Here is an 18,394-nt window from a genome sequence, read left to right on the forward strand (position 1 = left end):
TACTTCAGGCGGTGTTGAATGGCGATCACAGGCCGCTTCGTGCTGCTGGTTTTCGCCGCATTGGCCCCGTTGGTACTGTTTCCTGCCTGGAACACGGTCCTTCTCACCACCGCCGTGCTGCTGGCTCTGGTTTTGGGCGACGTCTTGCTGGCCGCATCGCCTGCGAAGATCGGCCTGCAGCGGAAGGATCCGGGGAACGTTACCCTGCACTCTGAAACGGAATCCTTTTTGACGCTGGAAAACGGTAACCGGCGGACCTTCCGCGGGCTGGTGCGGGACGCCTGGCAGCCCTCCGCTGGAACGGTCACCCCGGTCCAGCGCGTCGAGATTCCGGCTGGGGAGCGGCGGCGGATGTCGGTGCGGCTGAGGCCCACACGACGGGGCGAGCTGACCGCACCGCACGTTACGCTGCGTTCGTTTGGCCCGCTTGGCCTGGCTGCCAGACAACGCACCGTGGCCCTTCCTGGCCGTCTGCGCGTGCTGCCGCCGTTCCATTCCAAGCGGCATTTGCCGTCCAAGCTCCGGAAATTGCGGGAGCTCGACGGCAAAGCGGCCGTGCAGATCCGCGGGGCCGGCACCGAATTCGATTCCCTCCGCGATTATGTCCGGGGCGACGACGTGCGCTCCATCGACTGGCGGGCAACCGCCCGGCGCACCGCCATCGTCGTCCGGACCTGGCGACCGGAACGGGACCGCCGCGTCGTGATCATGCTGGACACCTCGCGGACGGCGGCAGCCCGCATCGATGACGAGCCCCGCCTGGACACCGGCATGGAAGCGGCCCTCTTGCTGGCAGTGTTGGCCGAGCGGGGAGGCGACCGCGTGGACTTCTTCGCGTTCGACAGACGCGTCCGCGGGCGCGTCGATTCGGCGGCGAAAGACAATCTCCTCGGTTCCTTGGTCCAGGCAATGACTCCGCTTGAGGCGGAACTGATCGAGATGGACTGGGCCAGGATTCCGGCCGAGGTACGGGCCATTTCGGCGCACCGTTCCCTGGTGGTCCTGTTGACCTCACTCGACAGCGGCGCGCCCGAGGAAGGACTCATTCCCTTAGTGGCGCAACTGGTGCGGCAGCATGTAGTCCTGCTTGGATCGGTGCGGGACCCCTTGCTTGGGCGGATGAAGGAAAAGCGCACGACGGCGAGCCAGGTCTTCCGGGCCTCGGCCGCCGAACGCGCCCTGCTGGACCGCGAGGCCGTGAGCGCCCACTTGCGCCAGCTCGGGGCGGAAGTAGTCGACGCCGAGCCGTTGGAACTGCCGCCGCTCCTGGCGGATGCGTACATTCGTCTCAAGGCCGCGGGCCGCTTGTAGCCTGCCCAGGCGCCGAGTCCAGAAATCAACCATCCGAATCCGAGGAAAACCACATGAGCACACCCATCTACGAGTTGGCGCTGGGCGCTAAGTTCCGTCAGTTGCAGCCTGAGCTCCAGGACTATTTCTCGCTTGCCCCGGACTCCGGATCCTACGGAATCGGCGAGGGCGTGTTCGACGTAGTCGGTTGCCGGCAGAAGTGGCTCCGTCCGCTCCTGGCCACCGTTGCAAGTGAAGAGGCCTTCTTTCCCGAGTACGGCGAGCGGATCCCTTTCCGTATCGAAAATCATGCGCACCTTGACCCGTTCGGACGTTCCAGCCTTACGGCCCGGCGTGAGATTTTCTTTGCCGGGCGCACCCGGTTGTTCCATGACACCACTGTCGCGGAGACCACCAACGACGGCGGTACCCGCCTGGTCGACTACTTGGGCCGGTACCGCAGGCTCGCCACGGCATTAGACCTGGATGTCACACCGGAGGGGCGGCTTCGCGGGGTCTCGGGTGCCTCGCGGTTGTTCCTGGGTCCGCTGAGGCTCACCTTGCCGGCTTCCCTGGATGCGAAGGCCTACGCGGAGCAGTGGTGGGACGGGGCGGAAGGCAAGCATCGGATCCAGGTGAAGGTGCTTCAGGCACACGTGGGCCTGGTCCTGGTCTACGCGGGCTCCTTCGATTACCGTTTGGCGCCCTCGCTACCCCAGACGGATGGCGCCGCGGCTGCACGAAGCGCTACCGCCGCCGTCGGGCTCCCCCGCTATGCCGAGCCGGACCGCTGGGAACGGCGCGTCTAGGAACGGCGCGTCTTGGAAGGACCCGTCCGGGAAGTGCAGGACAGCAGGCTAGCCGAGCGCTAGCTGGTTCAGCCCGTCCGCAAGCCGGGTCAAGCGGCTCAGGACTTCTTTGGCGCCCGATGGCGAGAATCCTGCCAGCCCGTCGGACGGTGTGACGCGCAAGGCACCCAGGCTCGACGCCGACAGGCCGAGTTGGCGCCAAGGCCGCCAGACGTTGTCCACCAGTTCAGCGGTACGTGGCGCCTTTGACTGCGGATCCTCTGTTGGCAAAGCGCCGGCCCACAGTCGCTTGCCCGCTTCCACTGCGGTGGCAATCTGCTCCCATTGGCGCGTGGTAAGTGCTTTGAGTGGAAGGGCGACGCCATCGGCTCCTGAGGAGAGGATCTGCTGGATGGGGGCCTCGATTTCGGGAACCGAAATCACTGTCTCCGTCACTCCTGCGACCCGCAACGCGTCGATCACCAACCGCCAGGCTCCCGTGGCCTCTTCCGCCGGGATGGCGCGCAGGGTCCGGTAGCCGCTCGCGGTGGGAATGGTGCCGGCCAACACGGAAGCAATGTCCGGCTCGTCGATCTGGACCACTATTCCGGCACCAGGCACCGCGGCGCGGACGCGGGACACGTGCTCGGCGACTCCGGCGGCCAAGGACTCTGCAATGTCCCTGCGCGCTCCGTAATCGAGCAGGGCGCGTTCACCATTGTGCAAGTAGAGGCCCGCCGCAAGGCTCAGGGGGCCACGCAACTGGATTTTCAGTGCCTCGGCTGAGGTCTCTTCCGAGCCGGCGACGTCGGCCAGGACGTTGAGATCCGTGGCAAGGGCGGACTTGGCGCGCCGCAGGTCTTTGCCAGGACGGTCGACCAGGCGCCAGCCGTGCGGCTGCACATCGATGGCCAGCTCAACCAGGAGGGATGCCGTCCGGCCGAGGGCATCGGAGCCCACACCACGGTCCGGCAGCTCGGCGAGGAACGGCAAGTGGGGGCTGCCCAGTTCACCACGGATCACCCGTGCTGCCTCAGCAGGATCCGTTCCGGGCCAAGGACCCAACGCCGTGGCGGTGACTTGGTACTGCTCGGTTTCGGCGTACTGCTCGGTTTCGGCGGCCACGGGTTCAGGCCTGCGCAATGGAAGCCTGGTGGTCCTCGGCGATTGCCTCGTGGTGCCGGATGACCTCACTGATGATGAAATTCAGGAATTTCTCGGCGAAGGCAGGATCGAGGTGCGCTTCTTCGGCGAGACGGCGGAGCCGCGCAATCTGGGCGGACTCGCGTCCCGGGTCCCCTGCAGGCAGCTTGTGCGTCGCCTTGAGGACTCCCACCTTCTGGGTGGCCTTGAAGCGTTCCGCGAGGAGGAAGACGAGCGTGGCGTCGATGTTGTCGATGCTGGAGCGGATGGAGAGCAACTCGTCCATGACGGCCTGGTCCACGCGGCCGGCGAGGGAGCTGGCGGAAGGATCGAAGGAGTCGGCGTCGGGGAGGGCGTGGTTCTGCTCGGTCATTCCTCCAGTCTATGGTGTGCCGGGCCGGCCTTGAGGGGCAGAATGGGCATGTCCGCGCCGATGATAAGGAGAGCCCGAATGAGAATCGCAGTTCTTGGCACCGGAATGGTAGGGCATGCCCTCGCAAGCAAATTGGTGGCGGTAGGCCACGAGGTCATGATGGGATCCCGGGAGGCCGGCAATCCCAAGGGGACGGAGTGGGCGGCGCAGGCCGGACCGGGAGCGAGCTCCGGCTCCTTCGCGCAGGCGGCAGCCATGGCCGAGACCGTGGTCAACGCGACCCCGGGAACGGTCTCGCTTGCGGCATTGAGCGAGGCCGGCGAGGCAAACCTGGCGGGCAAGGTACTTGTGGATGTGTCCAATCCGCTGGACTTTTCGGCCGGATTTCCGCCGTCGCTCTCCGTCTGCAACACCGATAGCATCGCCGAAACCATCCAGCGTGCCTTCCCCGAGGCACGCGTCGTCAAGACCCTCAACACCCTGACTGCTCCCCTGATGGTTGATCCACTCAGGTTGGCCGACGGAGCCCATGACGTCTTCGTAGCGGGGAACGACGACGACGCGAAAGCCACCGTCGTCGGACTCCTGCGGGAGTTCGGCTGGCGTCCGGAACATATCCGCGACCTGGGCGGCCTCGAGGCCGCCCGAGGCCTGGAAATGTGGATGCCGCTATGGCTCCGGATCTTCATGGGCCAGCCGAAGGACAAGCTCTTCAACATCAGCATCGTGTCCGAATAGCCGTGGCGGAACGGACATGCCCGCCTTTCGTGGAGAAGGGCGGGCATGTCCGTTCTTGTGGCTGACGGGCTAGATGCCCAGCAGCGCGCGGTTCTCTTCGCGGCGTCGGGCCTGTTCCGCAGGATCCGGCACCGGCAGCGAGGCGATGAGCCTGCGGGTGTAGTCGTGCTGGGGAGCCCCCATAATCTGGCTGCCGATCCCCTGTTCCACGAGCTCACCCTTGTACAACACGCCCACCCAATGGGAGAGGATGTCCACGACGGCGAGGTCGTGGCTGATGAACAGCGCGGCAAAACCGAACTCTTCCTGGATGTCCTTGAACAGTTCCAGTACCTTTGCCTGCACGGATACGTCGAGGGCCGAGGTCGGCTCGTCGGCGATCAGGAGGCGCGGGTTGAGCGCGAGCGAACGTGCCAGCGACGCGCGCTGGCGCTGCCCGCCGGAGAGCTCGTGCGGGAAGCGTTCCGCGTACGACGCCGGCAGCTGCACCGATTCGAGCAGCTGCGCCACGCGCAGGCGTGCCTGGGCCGGGCTGGGGTGGGTATGGATGAGCAGCGGTTCCGCGACACACTCACCGATGGTCAGGTGAGGGTTGAACGAGGCGGCCGGGTCCTGGAAAACGAAGCCGATGTCCTTGCGCAGCGGCTTGAAGGTGTGCTCCTTGAAGCCCAGCATTTCGTAGCCAAGGACCTTGAGGCTGCCGCCGGTTGCCCTGTTGAGGCCCGCGATGGCCCGGCCGATGGTGGACTTGCCGGAACCGGACTCGCCAACCAGGCCAAAGACCTCATTCTCGGAGACCGTGAAACTGACGTTGTTCACGGCCTTGAACCCCGGCTTGCCGAGACGCCCTGGGTACTCGATGGTGAGGTTCTTGGCCTCAACCAGCACCTTCCCGGTCTGGTGCAACCGCTCGGTGGCCCCTTCGGACGCTGAGTTGCGCCCAAGGTGCGGTACGGCGGCCAGCAGCTTCTTGGTGTAGTCCTGCTTGGGCTCGGCGAACAGGACCCTGGAGGTGGCCTCTTCGACGACATCGCCTTGATACATAACCACGACGCGGTCGGCCAGGTCGGCCACGACGCCCATGTTGTGCGTAATGAGCACAATCGAGGTGCCGTACTTGTCCCGCAGGTCTCGGAGCAACTGGAGGATCTCGGCCTGGACAGTGACGTCCAGTGCCGTCGTCGGCTCGTCCGCCACGATCAAACCAGGGTTCAAGGCGAGCGCGGCCGCGATGACGACGCGTTGCTTCTGGCCTCCGGAAAGCTGGTGCGGATAGTAGTTGACACGGATTTCGGGATCGGGGATGCCCACCTTCCGCAGGGCTTCGGTGGCCCGCTTCTTGGCTTCCTTGGCCGAGATCCGGTGGCCGTCGGAGGCATGGGCCCGGATGCCTTCGGCGATCTGCCAGCCGACCGTGAACACCGGGTTCAGGGCCGTTGACGGTTCCTGGAAGACCATGGCGACGTCGCGGCCGCGGATCTTGCGCAGTTTTGAGGCACTGACACTGATGACGTTGTTGCCGTTGATCAGCACGGCTCCCGAGCTGATGGCAGTTTCAGGGAGGAGCCCCAGGATGGTCTTGGCCGTGACGGTCTTGCCGGAACCCGACTCGCCTACGATCGCCACCACTTCGCCGGCTTTGACCTCGAGGCTGACGTCCTTGACCGCGTGGACGTCGCCGCTGTCGGTGGCAAAGGTGACTTTGAGCCGTTCGATGTCCAGGACTGGCTGCCCGGAGGGCAGCGGCTGGTCCGAAATGTTGCCGATGTTGGTGGTCATGCCTTACCTGCTTCTGGGCTGCCTGTTTCCGGTTGGGGAGTTCCTGCCGCGGCCTTGGCGCGGGAAGCCTTGCCCCCGGCACGCTTGCGGCCGCGCAAGCGGGGATCGTTGAGATCGTTGATGCTCTCGCCGACCAAGGTCAGCCCCAGCACCGTGAGGACGATCGCGATACCGGGGAAGACGCCGGTCCACCAAATGCCGGAGGACGCGTCTGCCATGGCCTTGTTGAGGTCGAAGCCCCATTCTGCCGCCGAGGACGGTTCGATGCCGAAGCCCAGGAAGCCAAGGCCGGCAAGGGTCAGGATCGCTTCGGAGGCGTTCAGGGTGAACATCAGCGGAAGCGTCCTGGTGGCGTTCTTGAAGATGTGCCGGGTGATGATCCGGAGGCTGGACGCGCCCAGCACCATGGCAGATTCCACGAACGGCTCGGCCTTGAGTCTGATGGTTTCGGCCCGGATCACGCGGAAATACTGCGGAACGAACACCACAGTGATCGAGAAGGCGCAGGCGAGGATGCCGCCCCAGAAGCTCGACTGCCCACGGCTGATGACGATGGACATGACGATCGCCAGCAGCAGGGAAGGAAAGGCATAGATGGCATCTGCGATGACCACCAGCACCCGGTCCAGCCAGCCGCCGAAGTAGCCACTGAGCAGGCCCAGCGCCACGCCGAGGAAGATGGACATCGCCACGGCGACGACGATCACGGTGACGGCGGTCTGTGAACCCCACAGGACGCGCGAGAGGACGTCATAGCCGCCCACCGTGGTGCCGAGCAGGTGCTTGCTGCTGGGTGCCTCCTGGGTGGGGAACGAACCGGAAGCGTCACTAAGTTGGGAATAGCCGTACGGCGCGATGAACGGCGCAAGGACGGTGGAGAGGAGGAAGAGCCCGGTCAGCACAAGCCCGGTGATGAGCATGCCGCGCTGGAGGCCGACGCTCTTGTTGACGTGGGAAATGACGGGAAGTCCGGACAGGAAGGACTTCTTCCGTCCTGAAATTGTTGCAGTGCTCATGTCAGTACCTCACTCGCGGGTCGATCAGCGCGGCGACGACGTCCACGACGAAGTTGGTGATTGCGACGATGACGGCCAGCAGCACCACGATGCCCTGGACCGCCACGAAGTCCCTGGCGTTCAAGTACTGGACCAGCTGGTAGCCAAGTCCCTTCCATTCGAAGGTGGTCTCGGTGAGGACGGCGCCGCCGAGCATCAGCGCGATCTGCAGGCCCATGACGGTGATAATGGGGATCAGCGCCGGCTTGTAGGCGTGCTTGGTCACGAGCCGGAACTCGCTGACGCCGCGGGAACGGCCGGCCTCGACGTAATCCTTGCCCAGCGTTCCGATGACATTGGTCCGGACGAGGCGCAGGAAGACGCCGGCGGTCAGGAGACCCAGGGCAATAGCGGGAAGCACGGCGTGCGACACGACGTCGCCGAGTGCGTTGAAGTCGCCGCTGCGCAGGGCATCAAGCCAATAGATGCCGGAGGGGGCGGCCAGTTGGCCCATGGTCAGCTCGGTGCGGGTAGACACGCGCCCGGCAACTGGGAGCCAGCCGAGCCAAACGGAGAACGTCAGCTTGAGCAGGAGCCCGGAGAAAAAGACCGGAGTGGCGTAGCAGAGGATGGCGAAGCAGCGCAGGAAGGCGTCCGTCGCCTTGTCGCGCCGTTGCGCGGCGATCATGCCCAGCGGAATACCGACCGCGAGAGCCACGATCAGCGCGTTGATGGTCAGCTCCAGGGTGGCCGCGCCGAAGGTCGAAAGCATTTCGACGACGGGGCGCCGGTCCGTGATGGTGGTGCCGAAGTTACCGGTGACCAACTGGCCCAGGTATTCGAAGTACTGGAAGATGATCGGCCGGTCGTAACCGGCGTCGTGGATCCGCTGTGCCAGGACATCCGGAGGAAGGCGGCCGCCCTGTGCTGCGGTGATGGGGTCACCGATGACCCGCATGAGGAAGAAAACCAGAGTCACGAGGATGAAGATCGTGGGAATGATCAGGAAGAACCGGACCACGATGTACCTGCCCAGACCCCCGCCCGCTGATTTGCTCTTGGGAGCGACCGCGTCCGGTTCGACGTCGGGCACCTCTATTAGTGTTGTCATTGCTACCTAAAGTTCATTGCCCGCGGATCGCGCGGGTTTTTGCTCATATGTGAGGCAATCAGCAATAAGGGGAGGCAAAGCACCTGTTGGCACCCGCCTCCCCCTACCGGCTGCTTACTTTGAAATGGTTCCCAATCGGAACTTGAAGGAAGCGTCAAGCGTCTTGTCGACGCCGTTCACGCCCTTCGCCGAGATGGCAACCTGTGCACCCTGCAGCAGCGGCAACGTGGAAATGTCCTTTGCCAAAGCGTTCTGGGCGTCCTTGATGGTGGACTCGCGAGTCGACTTGTCCGTTGCGGTGAGCTGCTTGTTGATCAGGTCCGTCACGGCCGGGTCGTTGAAGTGGTTCTTCAAGAAGCCACCGTTCGGGAAGAACGGGGTCAGGTAGTTGTCCGGGTCGCTGAAGTCAGGGAACCAACCGAACTGGAACAGCGGGTACTCGTCCGCACGGCTGGCCTTGCTGTAGGTCACCCATTCGGTGGACTGCAGGTTCACCTTGAAGAGGCCCGACTTCTCGAGCTGGTCCTTGATCATGGCGTACTCGTCACCCGAGGACTTGCCGTAGTGGTCCGGGTTGTACTGGAGGTTCAGCGTCACGACATCCTTGACACCGGCGTCGGAAAGGACCTTCTTGGCCTTGTCCAGGCTCGGCTTTCCGTTGTCGCCATAGGCATCCTTGAACGACTCGTTGGCGCCCAGGAAGCCGCTGGGGACGTTGGAGTACAGCGGCAGGTATGTGCCCTTGTAGACCTGGTCCGCGATTGACTGGCGGTCAACGAGGTTGGCGATCGCCTGGCGCACGGCAAGTGCCTTCGCCGGGTCGGCGTCCGGCGCCTTGGCGCCAAACGGCATGGTGTTGAAGTTGAACGTGATGTAGCGGATCTCGCCGCCGGGACCAACGTTGACCTTGACCTTCGAGTCCTTCTTGAGGTCGTCGACGTCGGTGGCGCTGAGGCTTCGGTTCGCAACGTCGATGTTGCCCTGCTGGATGTCCAGCTTCATGTTTGTCGGCTCAGCGTAGTACTTGATCGTGGCGGCGTCGTTGGCCGGCTTGCCCAGGACACCCTGGTAGTCAGGGTAGGCCTTGAGGCTGATGAGTTCGTTCTTCTTGTAGCTGTCGATCGTGTACTGACCGTAGAACGCCTTGGCCTTGATGATGTCATCATCGGAAAGCAGTTTGTCGGCCGGGAAGACCTGGTGGTCGACAATCGGCGCGGCCGGGCTGCTGAGGATCTGCGGGAACGTCTGGTCGTTGGCGAGCTTCAGCTTGAAAACGACAGTGCTGGCGTCAGGGGCGGTGACGCTGTCCAGGTTTGCGAGCAAGCTTGCAGGACCCGCGGGGTCGTTGATCTTGAGCTGCCGGTCGAATGAAAACTTGACGTCGGCCGAGTCGAGCGTGTGGCCGTTGGCCCACTTGAGCCCGGGCTTCATCTTGACGGTGTACTCGGTAGGCGAGGTGAACGATGCCGACGCCGCGAGGTCCGGAACGGGTTCGGCACTTCCTGGCTTCGAGTTGAGCAGGAAGGAATAGACCTGGTTCATCACCATGAAGGAACCGTTGTCATACGAACCCGCGGGATCGAGTGCAGTCACCTTGTCGGTGGTGCCATAAGCGATGGGGCCGCTGGCCGCTGAGGAAGCTGAACCGCCGCCGCCCGCCGGGCCCGTGCAGGCCGTCAGAGCGAATACGGAGATGCCCGCGAACGCGATAACGCTGCGCAAGGCTTTTTTGTTCAATGCCATCAGTGAACTTTCTGTTCGATGGAAACGGCGAACTGCCGTGGGTAATTTTCTCGGAGCACATACTCCTGACTCCACGATTCAACCAGACGGTTTTTTGGTGAAACGTTTGATTTTGTGAGTTGAGACACAAAATTTACTTTTCTTTTGGCGTGAAGTCCGCTAGGAACGCTTCACAGTTCAGGCAGAACGGGGCACGAGAAATTTGTTAGCGCTAAAAAATGGCCGCGGAAACCCCAGGAGGAAGTCTCGGGGATTCCGCGGCAACACTACGCGGCGGTGCTGTCCGGCCGATCAGCGGACCGGCGCCAGCATTGCGTCTGGCGGGCCTAGAGCTCCGCGCGCTGAAGGGACCGGGCGGCGTCGATGGTTGCCTGGCCCAGGACGCGGGTGCCTTGGTACAGCACGATGGTCTGGCCTGGCGCGACCCCGCGGAGGGAATCGACAAGGGTCACTACGAGGCCTTCGCGCTCGACGCCGGCCTCGTCGACACGCCGTTCAACGGATGCCTTGGCGGGAACCGGGTCCCCGTGGGCGCGGACCTGCGCGTAGCAATCGAATTCGGCGCCGGTGGCAACCTCGGCAATAGGTAGTCCCGCCCAGGACACCTTGATTCCACGGATCTCGTCGATGGCCAGCAGGGCCTCGGGACCGACGACCACTTTGTTTTCCTTGGGCCGGATTTCCAGCACGAAGCGCGGCTTGCCGTCAGCGGCGGGAGTGCCGAGCTTGAGGCCGCGGCGCTGGCCTACGGTGAAGGCATTGGCCCCGGCGTGCTCCCCCACCTTGGTTCCGGCCTCGTCCACAATGTCGCCCGTGGACATGTCGATCTTCTCGGCGAGCCAGCCGGCGGTATCGCCGTCCGGGATGAAGCAGATGTCATGGCTGTCCGGCTTGTTCGCCACGGACAGGCCGCGGCGCTCGGCCTCTGCGCGGACCTCGGCCTTGGACGGAGTCTCCGCCAGCGGGAACATGGAGTGCTTGAGCTGTTCATGGGTCAGCACACCGAGCACGTAGCTTTGGTCCTTGGCCCAATCGGCCGCGCGGTGGAGTTCGGGATTGCCGTCCGCGTCCTGGATGACCTTGGCGTAGTGCCCCGTGCAGACCGCGTCGAAGCCCAGTGCGATGGCCTTCTCCAACAAAGCGGCAAACTTGATCCGCTCGTTGCAGCGCATGCAGGGATTGGGAGTGCGGCCGGCGGCGTACTCGTCGATGAAGTCTTGGACCACGTCTTCCTTGAAGCGTTCCGAGAAGTCCCAAACGTAGTACGGAATCCCCAGCACGTCGCAGGCCCGCCAAGCGTCGCGGGAGTCTTCGATGGTGCAGCAGCCGCGGCTGCCGGTGCGCAATGTTCCGGGCATGCGGGACAGCGCCAAGTGGACGCCGACGACGTCGTGCCCTGCCTCGACGGCGCGGGCGGCGGCAACGGCGGAGTCGACCCCGCCGCTCATGGCTGCAAGAACTCGCATGCTGGCTTTCTGTAGATGTTCAGGAGGAAGAGGTATGCGCCGAAGACACTAAGGGCGCCCCACTATTCTAGCGCCCGCGGGAATCCGCCCCAAAAATGCCTTGACCACCGTCGGGGTGGATTCTAAAGTCAAAACAAACAGTTTTAGATTGCGGCCGCGTAGGCGTTTGCGCACACGCAGCCTGGCCCCGCGAACGGACCCACTCCCCGCGAATCGAGTCACCATGGACACTGAACACATCCTTATTGCAGGTGGCGGCCTGGCTGGCGCCACGGCGGCCAAGACCCTGCGCTCGGAAGGTTTCCAGGGCCGCATCACCGTGGTTTGCGCCGAGAATGAACAACCCTACTTGCGTCCTCCCCTCTCCAAGGAGTTCCTCCTCGGCAAAGCCGGCGAGGATTCCGTCCCGGTGCTGGCGGCCGGCTGGTACCAGGAGAACGGGGTCGAACTCCTCCTGGGCGAGACGGTAGCCACCGCCGACCCCGGAGCCCACACGGTACAGCTGGGATCGGGAACCGAACTTCAGTTCAGCAAACTCCTGATCGCCACGGGGGCGCAGCCTCGCCGGCTTCCGCTCCCTGGTTCCGATCTTGCGGGGGTCACGACGTTCAGGACATTCAATGATTCGCGCAGGCTCAAGGAGGAACTGGCCCGCGGAGGCCGGAATGTTGTGATGATCGGCTCGGGTTGGATCGGCATGGAGCTTGCCGCGGCCGCGAGCATCTACGGCAACTCCGTGACGCTGCTGGGACTGGAGGACGTGCCGCTCAGCATGGCCATCGGCCCCGAACTGGGTGCTTTCTTCCGCAGCGTGCACGAAAAGCACGGCGTGCAGTTCCGGCTCCCCGCGAGCGCGGCGGAAATCACCGGTACCGGGAACAAGGCGAGCGCCGTCGTCACCAACTCCGGCGAGGTCCTTCCGGCCGACCTGGTGGTTATGGCCGTCGGCGTGGCTCCGGATACGGCGCTGGCCGAAGCCGCCGGGCTGGAGATCGGCAACGGCATCCTGGTGGACTCTTCGCTCCGGAGCAGCAGTCCGGACGTGTTCGCGGCAGGGGACGTCGCCAACGCCCTCCATCCTTTCACCGGCGACCACCACCGCAGCGAGCACTGGTCCAACGCCCTCAATGGTGGCAAGGTCGCGGCCAAAGCAATGCTGGGACAGGACGCGATGCTGGACGTGGTCCCGTATTTCTATACGGACCAGTTCGATGTCTCGATGGAGTACTGGGGATATCCCACGCTCGCGGCGGGGTCCGCGCCCGTCATCCGCGGCAGCTTGGCGGAAAACACCTTCCTCGCGTTCTGGCTACGGGACGGCGCCGTGGTGGCAGGCATGAGTGTCAACCAGCAGCGGGTACAGAAGCCGGTCAAGGCACTTATTTCGGGGCGCGTCCCGGTGGACGTGGACCGCTTGACTGATCCGGCCGTCCCGATTGATCAGTTGCTTCCCAACTGATCCCCTGCCGGGCCGCCGGCAGGGACGTTCCCGTGGTTACGGGCCGCCGTAGCGGCGGTTTGGATGCTGGACTCGTGGCCGGCCATTCCGGCGAGCTTCGCCCGGGCATAGGCGTCCGGGAGAGCCTTGAGCAGGGCGTCGACGTCGGCGTCGTTCGATGGGTGCCCCAGGCTGAAACGTTGCGCCCCGCGGGCGGTGTCCTCGTCCAACCCCATGGCCAGGAGGACGTGCGAGGGCCTGGGCACTCCCGCAGTGCAGGCGGAGCCGGTTGATGATTCGATGCCCGCGAGGTCCAGGAGGAACAGCAGGGAGTCCCCTTCGCAGCCCGGAAACGTAAAATGCGCGTTGCCGGGGAGCCTCGCGTCGCCGGTTGCTCCGCGTAGCACTGCCTCGGGGATGGCAGCCTTGACGCCGTCGATAATCCGGTCCCGCAAGGCGCCGATTCGCGCGCGCTCTGCAACCAGGTTTTGAGCCACCGACTCCGCCGCGGCGGCGAATGCCGCGATGGACGCAGTGTCCAGGGTTCCCGAACGGACGTCGCGCTCCTGCCCTCCCCCGTGCTGGACCGGAGTGACCTTGGTGGATCGCCCCAGGAAGAGGGCGCCGACGCCCACGGGTCCGCCGATCTTGTGGCTGGAGACCGACATCGCAGCGAGCCCGGATTCGCGGAAGCTCAGCGGAATCGAACCGAACGCCTGGACTGCGTCCGAGTGCACGGGGATGCCGTGGGCGGTGGCGATTTCCACGATCTCCTTGACGGGTTGGATGCTGCCCACCTCGTTGTTTGCCCACATGACGGTGACCAAGGCCACCGATTCAGGATCGCGTTCGATCTCCGCACGAACGGCGTCCAGCCGCACCACCCCTTGGGGATCGACGGGGAGCCAGACCGCTTCGGCGCCTTCGTGCCGTTCAAGCCATTCGACGGTGTCCTGTACCGCATGGTGCTCGACGGCGGAACAAAGGATCCGCTTGCGCCGGCCGTCTGCGTCGTGACGGGACCAATAGAGGCCCTTGACGGCGAGATTGTCAGCCTCGGTGCCTCCTGACGTGAAAATGAGTTCAGAAGGATGCGCCCCGGCCGCTGCCGCAATCGCCTCCCGCGCGTCTTCGACGGCTCGGCGGGCACGCCGTCCGGAGGCGTGCAGCGATGACGGATTGCCGGTCCGTGCCAACTCGCGGGTCATGGCAGTGAGGGCGACGGTGGCAAGGGGCGTGGTGGCGGCATGGTCCAGGTAAACAGGCACTACCCAAGTCTATCGAGCGAGGCGAATCCAGGCTCGGGCGGCGGGCGGGCCTTCGCGGGCGGTGCCTTCCCGGACGGGGCCTCCCTGGGCGGTGCCTTCCCGGACTGCTCGGCCACGTCCGCGGAACGGATCACGATGTCGGACGGATTCTCGCGCAACAATGGCCTTCACGGTTGTCATTTACGATCCGGTCCTCGGCGATTCCACACGCGGCAGCCGCGCCGCTCAGGAAGGCGCCGTTCAGGGCGCAGACGACGTCCGTGTGGCTGTCGGCCAGCCGGCGGAACGGGCAATTGACCAGGGAGTACCCGCCGTCGTCGTCAGCTTCCGGCCTGTACCCATAGTTTGCCAAGACATCACCGAAACGCGGCTCCGCCATTCCGGCTTCGCGGCCCCGGGCGTAGGCGGTTTCAAGGAGGGCTTCCCGGGGAGAGCCGCCCTTGGCCATTAAGTCCTCGATGGCGGTGGCCATCACTTCCCCGGCGAGGTCATAGTGGCGCTCCGGAACCGAGGCGCCGATCTCTTCCACGACGGGCGTATAGAGCTTCGCAGGGCGCCCGGAACCCGGACCGACCTTGCCCCCGAGCTTACGGAACTCAACACTCAAGAGCCCGTCGCGGACCAGCCGGTCCAGGTGGAAGGAGGCGGTGCTGCGGGGAAGTCCGAGGGCCAGCGCTGCGTCGTCGCGGCTGACCGCACCGCGCGCACCGCGGACGTGCTCGTACAAGCGGCGGCGGTTCCCGTCGTCGAGGGAGGCCAAAGCGGAGAGCCGCCGCAGCCAGGGGAGTCCGGTCATGCATTCAGCTTAACTCTAAAATCAACACTCATTGCTTAATCCCGGGTGAACCCTTCCGGGGCATGGACGGGCATGATCATGCCACCGGCAGCGGCGGGACCCGGGGAACTAAAGCGCGGGCCGCGGTCGTTTTCAAGGCGGGCTGGCTAGACTTGCCAAGATCGCCGCTCCACTCCGGTGCGGCGTGAATATTCAGTATCCCAGAGAAAGGCCCGTGGTTGGTTCAGGGCAGCAGTTCCCACTATCAGATCCTCCGGGTTCCCGTCACTGCGACGGACAAGGAGATCAAAGTGGCCTACCGGAAGGCTGCGCGGAACGCCCACCCGGACCACGGCGGGGACCCCGAAGTCTTTCGGCAGGTCACGCTCGCGTACGAAATACTGATCGATCCAAAGCGACGGGCGGAGTACGACCGCCGCTACGCGAGCGGCGCCACGGGCAGGACGAGCCCCTCCCCCACGCAAAGACCGGACTACGGCGGGGCCGGTGCTCCCGGATGGGAAGCCCGCACCAGCCCAGGGGTCCGCAGGCCGAACGCCCCTCGCAATACCGCCGGCGACGCCCCCGTCTATGTCCCGCCCTTCGATGATCCCCACGAGGTGCCCCTGCTCTCCAAGGGCGACGCCGCGTTGCAGATCCACGGGATTCCCCGGAAGCGTGGAATCTTCGGCGCTGAAGCCCGCATTCAGCGCGAAATGCGCACAGTCCAGCTCATCAGCCGCCAGATCCTGACTGCCATCCCCTCAGCCCGGCTCATCAACGGGCTCCGCTCCCCTTCGGACGACAGCCACATCGATCACGCGCTGCTTGCCGGCTACCGCTTGGCGCTGATCGGTTCCATGCTGCTGCCCAAGGGCGCCTATGCCTGGGACGGCGTGGCGCTCAAACACGGCGGCCGTTCAGTGCCACCGCCGCAACTCGAGCTGATTGTTCGCCACACGCAGGAGATCTTCCCGGAGCTGAATGTAACCGCTTGGGTAGTTGTCCATAGCCCGGACGGCAACCCGCACGAACCCGTCATCGACCACTACCGGTCGCGCACGGACGGGGCTATGGGCTCGGTGCAAATTGTCAACGCATCAGGGCTGGCCCGCGGACTCAAGCAGTTCCTGAGTTCAGGCCCGGTGCCCAATACCGTGGTTGTCCCGGTCCTGGCCCGGCTGCTGCGCGGCATGCACTGAGCCTGCAGGCGCAACCCTGCATATTCGCTGGCTAGGATTGATACGTGTTCCGTATCCTCTTCCACACCCCTGAAATCCCCGGCAACACGGGAAACGCCATCCGGCTCGCCGCCATCACCGGCGCTGAGCTCCACCTCGTGGAGCCACTGGGCTTCGACTTCTCCGACGCGAAGCTGCGCCGTGCGGGACTCGACTACCACGACCTCGCGGTGGTCACGGTGCACAAGGACATCGAGGCTGCCTGGGCGGTATTGCAGCCCGAACGCGTCTTCGCCTTTACCTCCGAGGGCGAATCCTCGTACACGGACATTGCCTACGAGGAGGGCGACGTCTTGCTGTTCGGTCCCGAGTCGGTCGGACTTCCGGACTGGCTGAAACAGGACCCGCACGTCACAGCCCGGGTCCGGCTCCCCATGTTGCCGTCGCTACGCTCACTGAACCTGGCCAACGCCGCCTCCATCGCGGTGTACGAGGCCTGGCGCCAGCACGGTTTTGCCGGGGCAAAGCTCTAGCCGGCAGGCCTGGCCGCCGGACTGTCGCCGACGTCACTTCCACGGATCACCCATCCAACGCCCGCCCTGCGCCGAATACCATTTACAGGCGCCAGAGCCTGGGCAGGCAGCTGGCCTGCGAAGCAAGGGACCCGCGGAGCGACGGGCCTGTGGAGCGACGTCCGGAAGGGGCGCAGGTGACTACTCTCAACACCCGCAGTGCTTCTGGTACTGCCAGGGTCGCCGGCAATCTATGCTGGACGGTGATGGATACACCGAATGCACAAGGCCCCGAGGCTCCCAGCCTGGTTGCCGGCTCGAATGCGCAGCTTGCGGAATTGCTGGGGTTGATGGCCGACGGCGACCGCGGCGCCTTCAGCGAGTTCTACCGGCTTACGGCGCGGAGGGTCTTCGGCATGGCCAAGCGCGTGTTGGTGGACGCCGGCTTGAGTGAAGATACCACCCAGGAAGTGTTCATCCAGGTCTGGCAGAACGCGGACAAATTCGATCCTGAGGCAGGCAGCGCGCTCGCGTGGCTCATGACCATCACCCACCGGCGTGCGATTGACCGCGTCCGCTCGGCCCAGTCCGCCACGGACCGCGAAGCGAAATACGGTGCCGCGAGCCAGCTCCTTGACCACGATTCGGTGGAAGAGGAAGCCAACAGCCGGCTCGAGGCCGAGGCCGTCACCCGTTGCCTTGGCACCCTCACCGAGACGCAATTGGAATCCGTGCGACTCGCCTACTACGGCGGCCTCACCTACCGGGAGGTTGCCGAACAACTCGGCGCCGCGATTCCGACCATCAAGTCCCGCATCCGCGATGGACTTCTCCGGCTCAAGACGTGCCTGGGGGTGAGCTGACATGACCGAACACGATGACAACAACCAGAACTTCGGGAAGGAAGGTTACCTCCGCAGGATGTTTGCCACCGATATAGCCACTGATCTCGCCGAAGGCCGGGTCCTGGAGCTTGCCGAGATCTACGCCCTCGATGCCTTGGACGAGGCCGAGCGGGCGGAAATCGACCGCTACATTGCCACCGCGCCGGAACGTTCGGCGTTCCTGGAGCGGGTCAGGCAGTCACGCGAAACACTCGCCACGTCTTTCGCCGACGAGGCCGATCCGCGGCCGGGGCTCCTGCAGGACATTCTGCGGCAGCTGCCGCAGCAACCGCGCGAGGCATCCGCGCCGTCATCGGTTCCCCAAGTTTCGGCTAGGCCTGCAACACCCGTTGCCCCCGGCGTCGTGGACCTCGCCGCCTCCCGGACCAGGCGGGATCGCCGACGTTTCGGCGGCGTCCGCGGTTGGGTTGCGGCCGCTGCGGCGGCGGCTGTGATTGCTCTTGGCGGTGTAGGAGTGGGCGTCTACGTAGCGGGGCAGAATGATCCCGTTAACCAAGTACTGCAGGCCGGCGATGTCCGGCAAGCCACCGTCGATGTCAACGGCGGCGGCACCGCCACGGTGTCCATCTCCAGCTCGAAGAACGCTGTGGTGGTCCGTATGAACGGAGTTCCGGCTCCCCCCGCCGGCAAGGTCTACCAGATGTGGCTCATTCCCAAGGACGGCTCCGATCCCGTATCCCAGGGACTCATGGATGCCCAGGCCTTGAGCCGTCCGGCGGTTGTCTCCGGCATTGCCAGTGCCGCGTCACTCGGCATCACGGTTGAGCCCGTAGGCGGCTCCAAGAAGCCGACGCTCCCGACGGTCGCCGCAGCTCCCCTCACGTAGCAGCGAGGGACCGCGGACAATGAGGGTCAACGAGCCCGGCTGGCGACGGTACTTGACCTTGAC

Annotated in this window: 17 protein-coding genes; 8 read left to right on the plus strand and 9 right to left on the minus strand. The window is 64.8% G+C overall.

The window, feature by feature from the left end:
* Positions 1–18 precede the first annotated feature (18 nt).
* Positions 19–1,311 (plus strand): DUF58 domain-containing protein, encoded by a 1,293-nt coding sequence (locus J2S96_RS07805; protein ID WP_306861543.1) that lies wholly within the window; start codon positions 19–21, stop codon positions 1,309–1,311.
* A 53-nt stretch (positions 1,312–1,364) separates the two neighbouring features.
* Positions 1,365–2,099, plus strand: a complete 735-nt coding sequence (locus J2S96_RS07810; RefSeq protein WP_306861545.1) for a DUF4166 domain-containing protein — start codon at positions 1,365–1,367, stop codon at positions 2,097–2,099.
* Positions 2,100–2,147: 48 nt separating this feature from the next.
* Here J2S96_RS07810 and J2S96_RS07815 read toward each other — a convergent pair whose 3' ends face one another.
* Both J2S96_RS07815 and J2S96_RS07820 read right to left on the minus strand, forming a co-directional pair.
* Positions 2,148–3,203, minus strand: coding sequence for a hypothetical protein (locus tag J2S96_RS07815; protein WP_306861547.1), 1,056 nt, complete (start codon positions 3,201–3,203; stop codon positions 2,148–2,150).
* A gap of 4 nt (positions 3,204–3,207) precedes the next feature.
* Positions 3,208–3,594 (minus strand): chorismate mutase, encoded by a 387-nt coding sequence (locus J2S96_RS07820; RefSeq protein ID WP_306861549.1) that lies wholly within the window; start codon positions 3,592–3,594, stop codon positions 3,208–3,210.
* Positions 3,595–3,672: 78 nt separating this feature from the next.
* On the opposite strand from J2S96_RS07820, the gene J2S96_RS07825 reads away from it, so the two are divergent.
* Positions 3,673–4,332, plus strand: a complete 660-nt coding sequence (locus tag J2S96_RS07825) for an NADPH-dependent F420 reductase (protein WP_306861551.1) — start codon at positions 3,673–3,675, stop codon at positions 4,330–4,332.
* Between the two features lie 69 nt (positions 4,333–4,401).
* Here the strand turns inward: J2S96_RS07825 and J2S96_RS07830 are convergent, their stop codons facing one another.
* The 5 genes from J2S96_RS07830 to mnmA form a co-directional block, all read right to left on the minus strand.
* Positions 4,402–6,111, minus strand: a complete 1,710-nt coding sequence (locus J2S96_RS07830; RefSeq protein WP_306861552.1) for an ABC transporter ATP-binding protein — start codon at positions 6,109–6,111, stop codon at positions 4,402–4,404.
* Positions 6,108–7,127, minus strand: a complete 1,020-nt coding sequence (locus J2S96_RS07835) for an ABC transporter permease (protein WP_306861554.1) — start codon at positions 7,125–7,127, stop codon at positions 6,108–6,110. Before J2S96_RS07835 ends, J2S96_RS07830 begins: the two co-directional genes overlap by 4 nt.
* A gap of 1 nt (position 7,128) precedes the next feature.
* Positions 7,129–8,217, minus strand: a complete 1,089-nt coding sequence (locus J2S96_RS07840) for an ABC transporter permease (protein WP_306861556.1) — start codon at positions 8,215–8,217, stop codon at positions 7,129–7,131.
* Between the two features lie 114 nt (positions 8,218–8,331).
* Positions 8,332–9,960: an ABC transporter substrate-binding protein gene (locus J2S96_RS07845; RefSeq protein WP_306861558.1), complete on the minus strand. Its 1,629-nt coding sequence runs from the start codon at positions 9,958–9,960 to the stop codon at positions 8,332–8,334.
* A 326-nt stretch (positions 9,961–10,286) separates the two neighbouring features.
* Positions 10,287–11,426, minus strand: coding sequence for a tRNA 2-thiouridine(34) synthase MnmA (mnmA, locus tag J2S96_RS07850; protein WP_306861560.1), 1,140 nt, complete (start codon positions 11,424–11,426; stop codon positions 10,287–10,289).
* Between the two features lie 223 nt (positions 11,427–11,649).
* On the opposite strand from mnmA, the gene J2S96_RS07855 reads away from it, so the two are divergent.
* Entirely contained in the window at positions 11,650–12,885 is a 1,236-nt protein-coding gene (locus J2S96_RS07855; protein WP_306861562.1) for an NAD(P)/FAD-dependent oxidoreductase, read from the plus strand.
* Here the strand turns inward: J2S96_RS07855 and J2S96_RS07860 are convergent.
* Together J2S96_RS07860 and J2S96_RS07865 are read right to left on the minus strand one after the other, a co-directional pair.
* Complete coding sequence (locus J2S96_RS07860; RefSeq protein WP_306861564.1) at positions 12,867–14,132, minus strand: cysteine desulfurase family protein; 1,266 nt, start codon at positions 14,130–14,132, stop codon at positions 12,867–12,869. The two genes, J2S96_RS07855 and J2S96_RS07860, sit on opposite strands and share 19 nt — an antisense overlap.
* Before the next feature lie 130 nt (positions 14,133–14,262).
* A complete protein-coding gene (locus tag J2S96_RS07865) occupies positions 14,263–14,928 on the minus strand; it encodes a helix-turn-helix transcriptional regulator (protein WP_306861566.1) in 666 nt (221 codons plus the stop codon).
* A 218-nt stretch (positions 14,929–15,146) separates the two neighbouring features.
* On the opposite strand from J2S96_RS07865, the gene J2S96_RS07870 reads away from it, so the two are divergent.
* The 4 genes from J2S96_RS07870 (at position 15,147) to J2S96_RS07885 (ending at position 18,331) form a co-directional block, all read left to right on the plus strand.
* Positions 15,147–16,109 carry a J domain-containing protein gene (locus J2S96_RS07870; RefSeq protein ID WP_306861568.1) on the plus strand — a complete coding sequence of 321 codons (963 nt, stop codon included), beginning with the start codon at positions 15,147–15,149 and terminating at the stop codon, positions 16,107–16,109.
* A gap of 44 nt (positions 16,110–16,153) precedes the next feature.
* Positions 16,154–16,621, plus strand: a complete 468-nt coding sequence (locus J2S96_RS07875; protein WP_306861570.1) for a tRNA (cytidine(34)-2'-O)-methyltransferase — start codon at positions 16,154–16,156, stop codon at positions 16,619–16,621.
* A gap of 245 nt (positions 16,622–16,866) precedes the next feature.
* On the plus strand, positions 16,867–17,463 hold the full coding sequence (sigK, locus tag J2S96_RS07880; RefSeq protein WP_306861572.1) for an ECF RNA polymerase sigma factor SigK: 597 nt from the start codon (positions 16,867–16,869) through the stop codon (positions 17,461–17,463).
* Between the two features lies 1 nt (position 17,464).
* Entirely contained in the window at positions 17,465–18,331 is an 867-nt protein-coding gene (locus J2S96_RS07885; protein WP_370873042.1) for an anti-sigma factor, read from the plus strand.
* Positions 18,332–18,394 lie beyond the last annotated feature (63 nt).

This window comes from Arthrobacter bambusae (assembly GCF_030812595.1).
GTDB lineage: Bacteria > Actinomycetota > Actinomycetes > Actinomycetales > Micrococcaceae > Arthrobacter > Arthrobacter bambusae_B.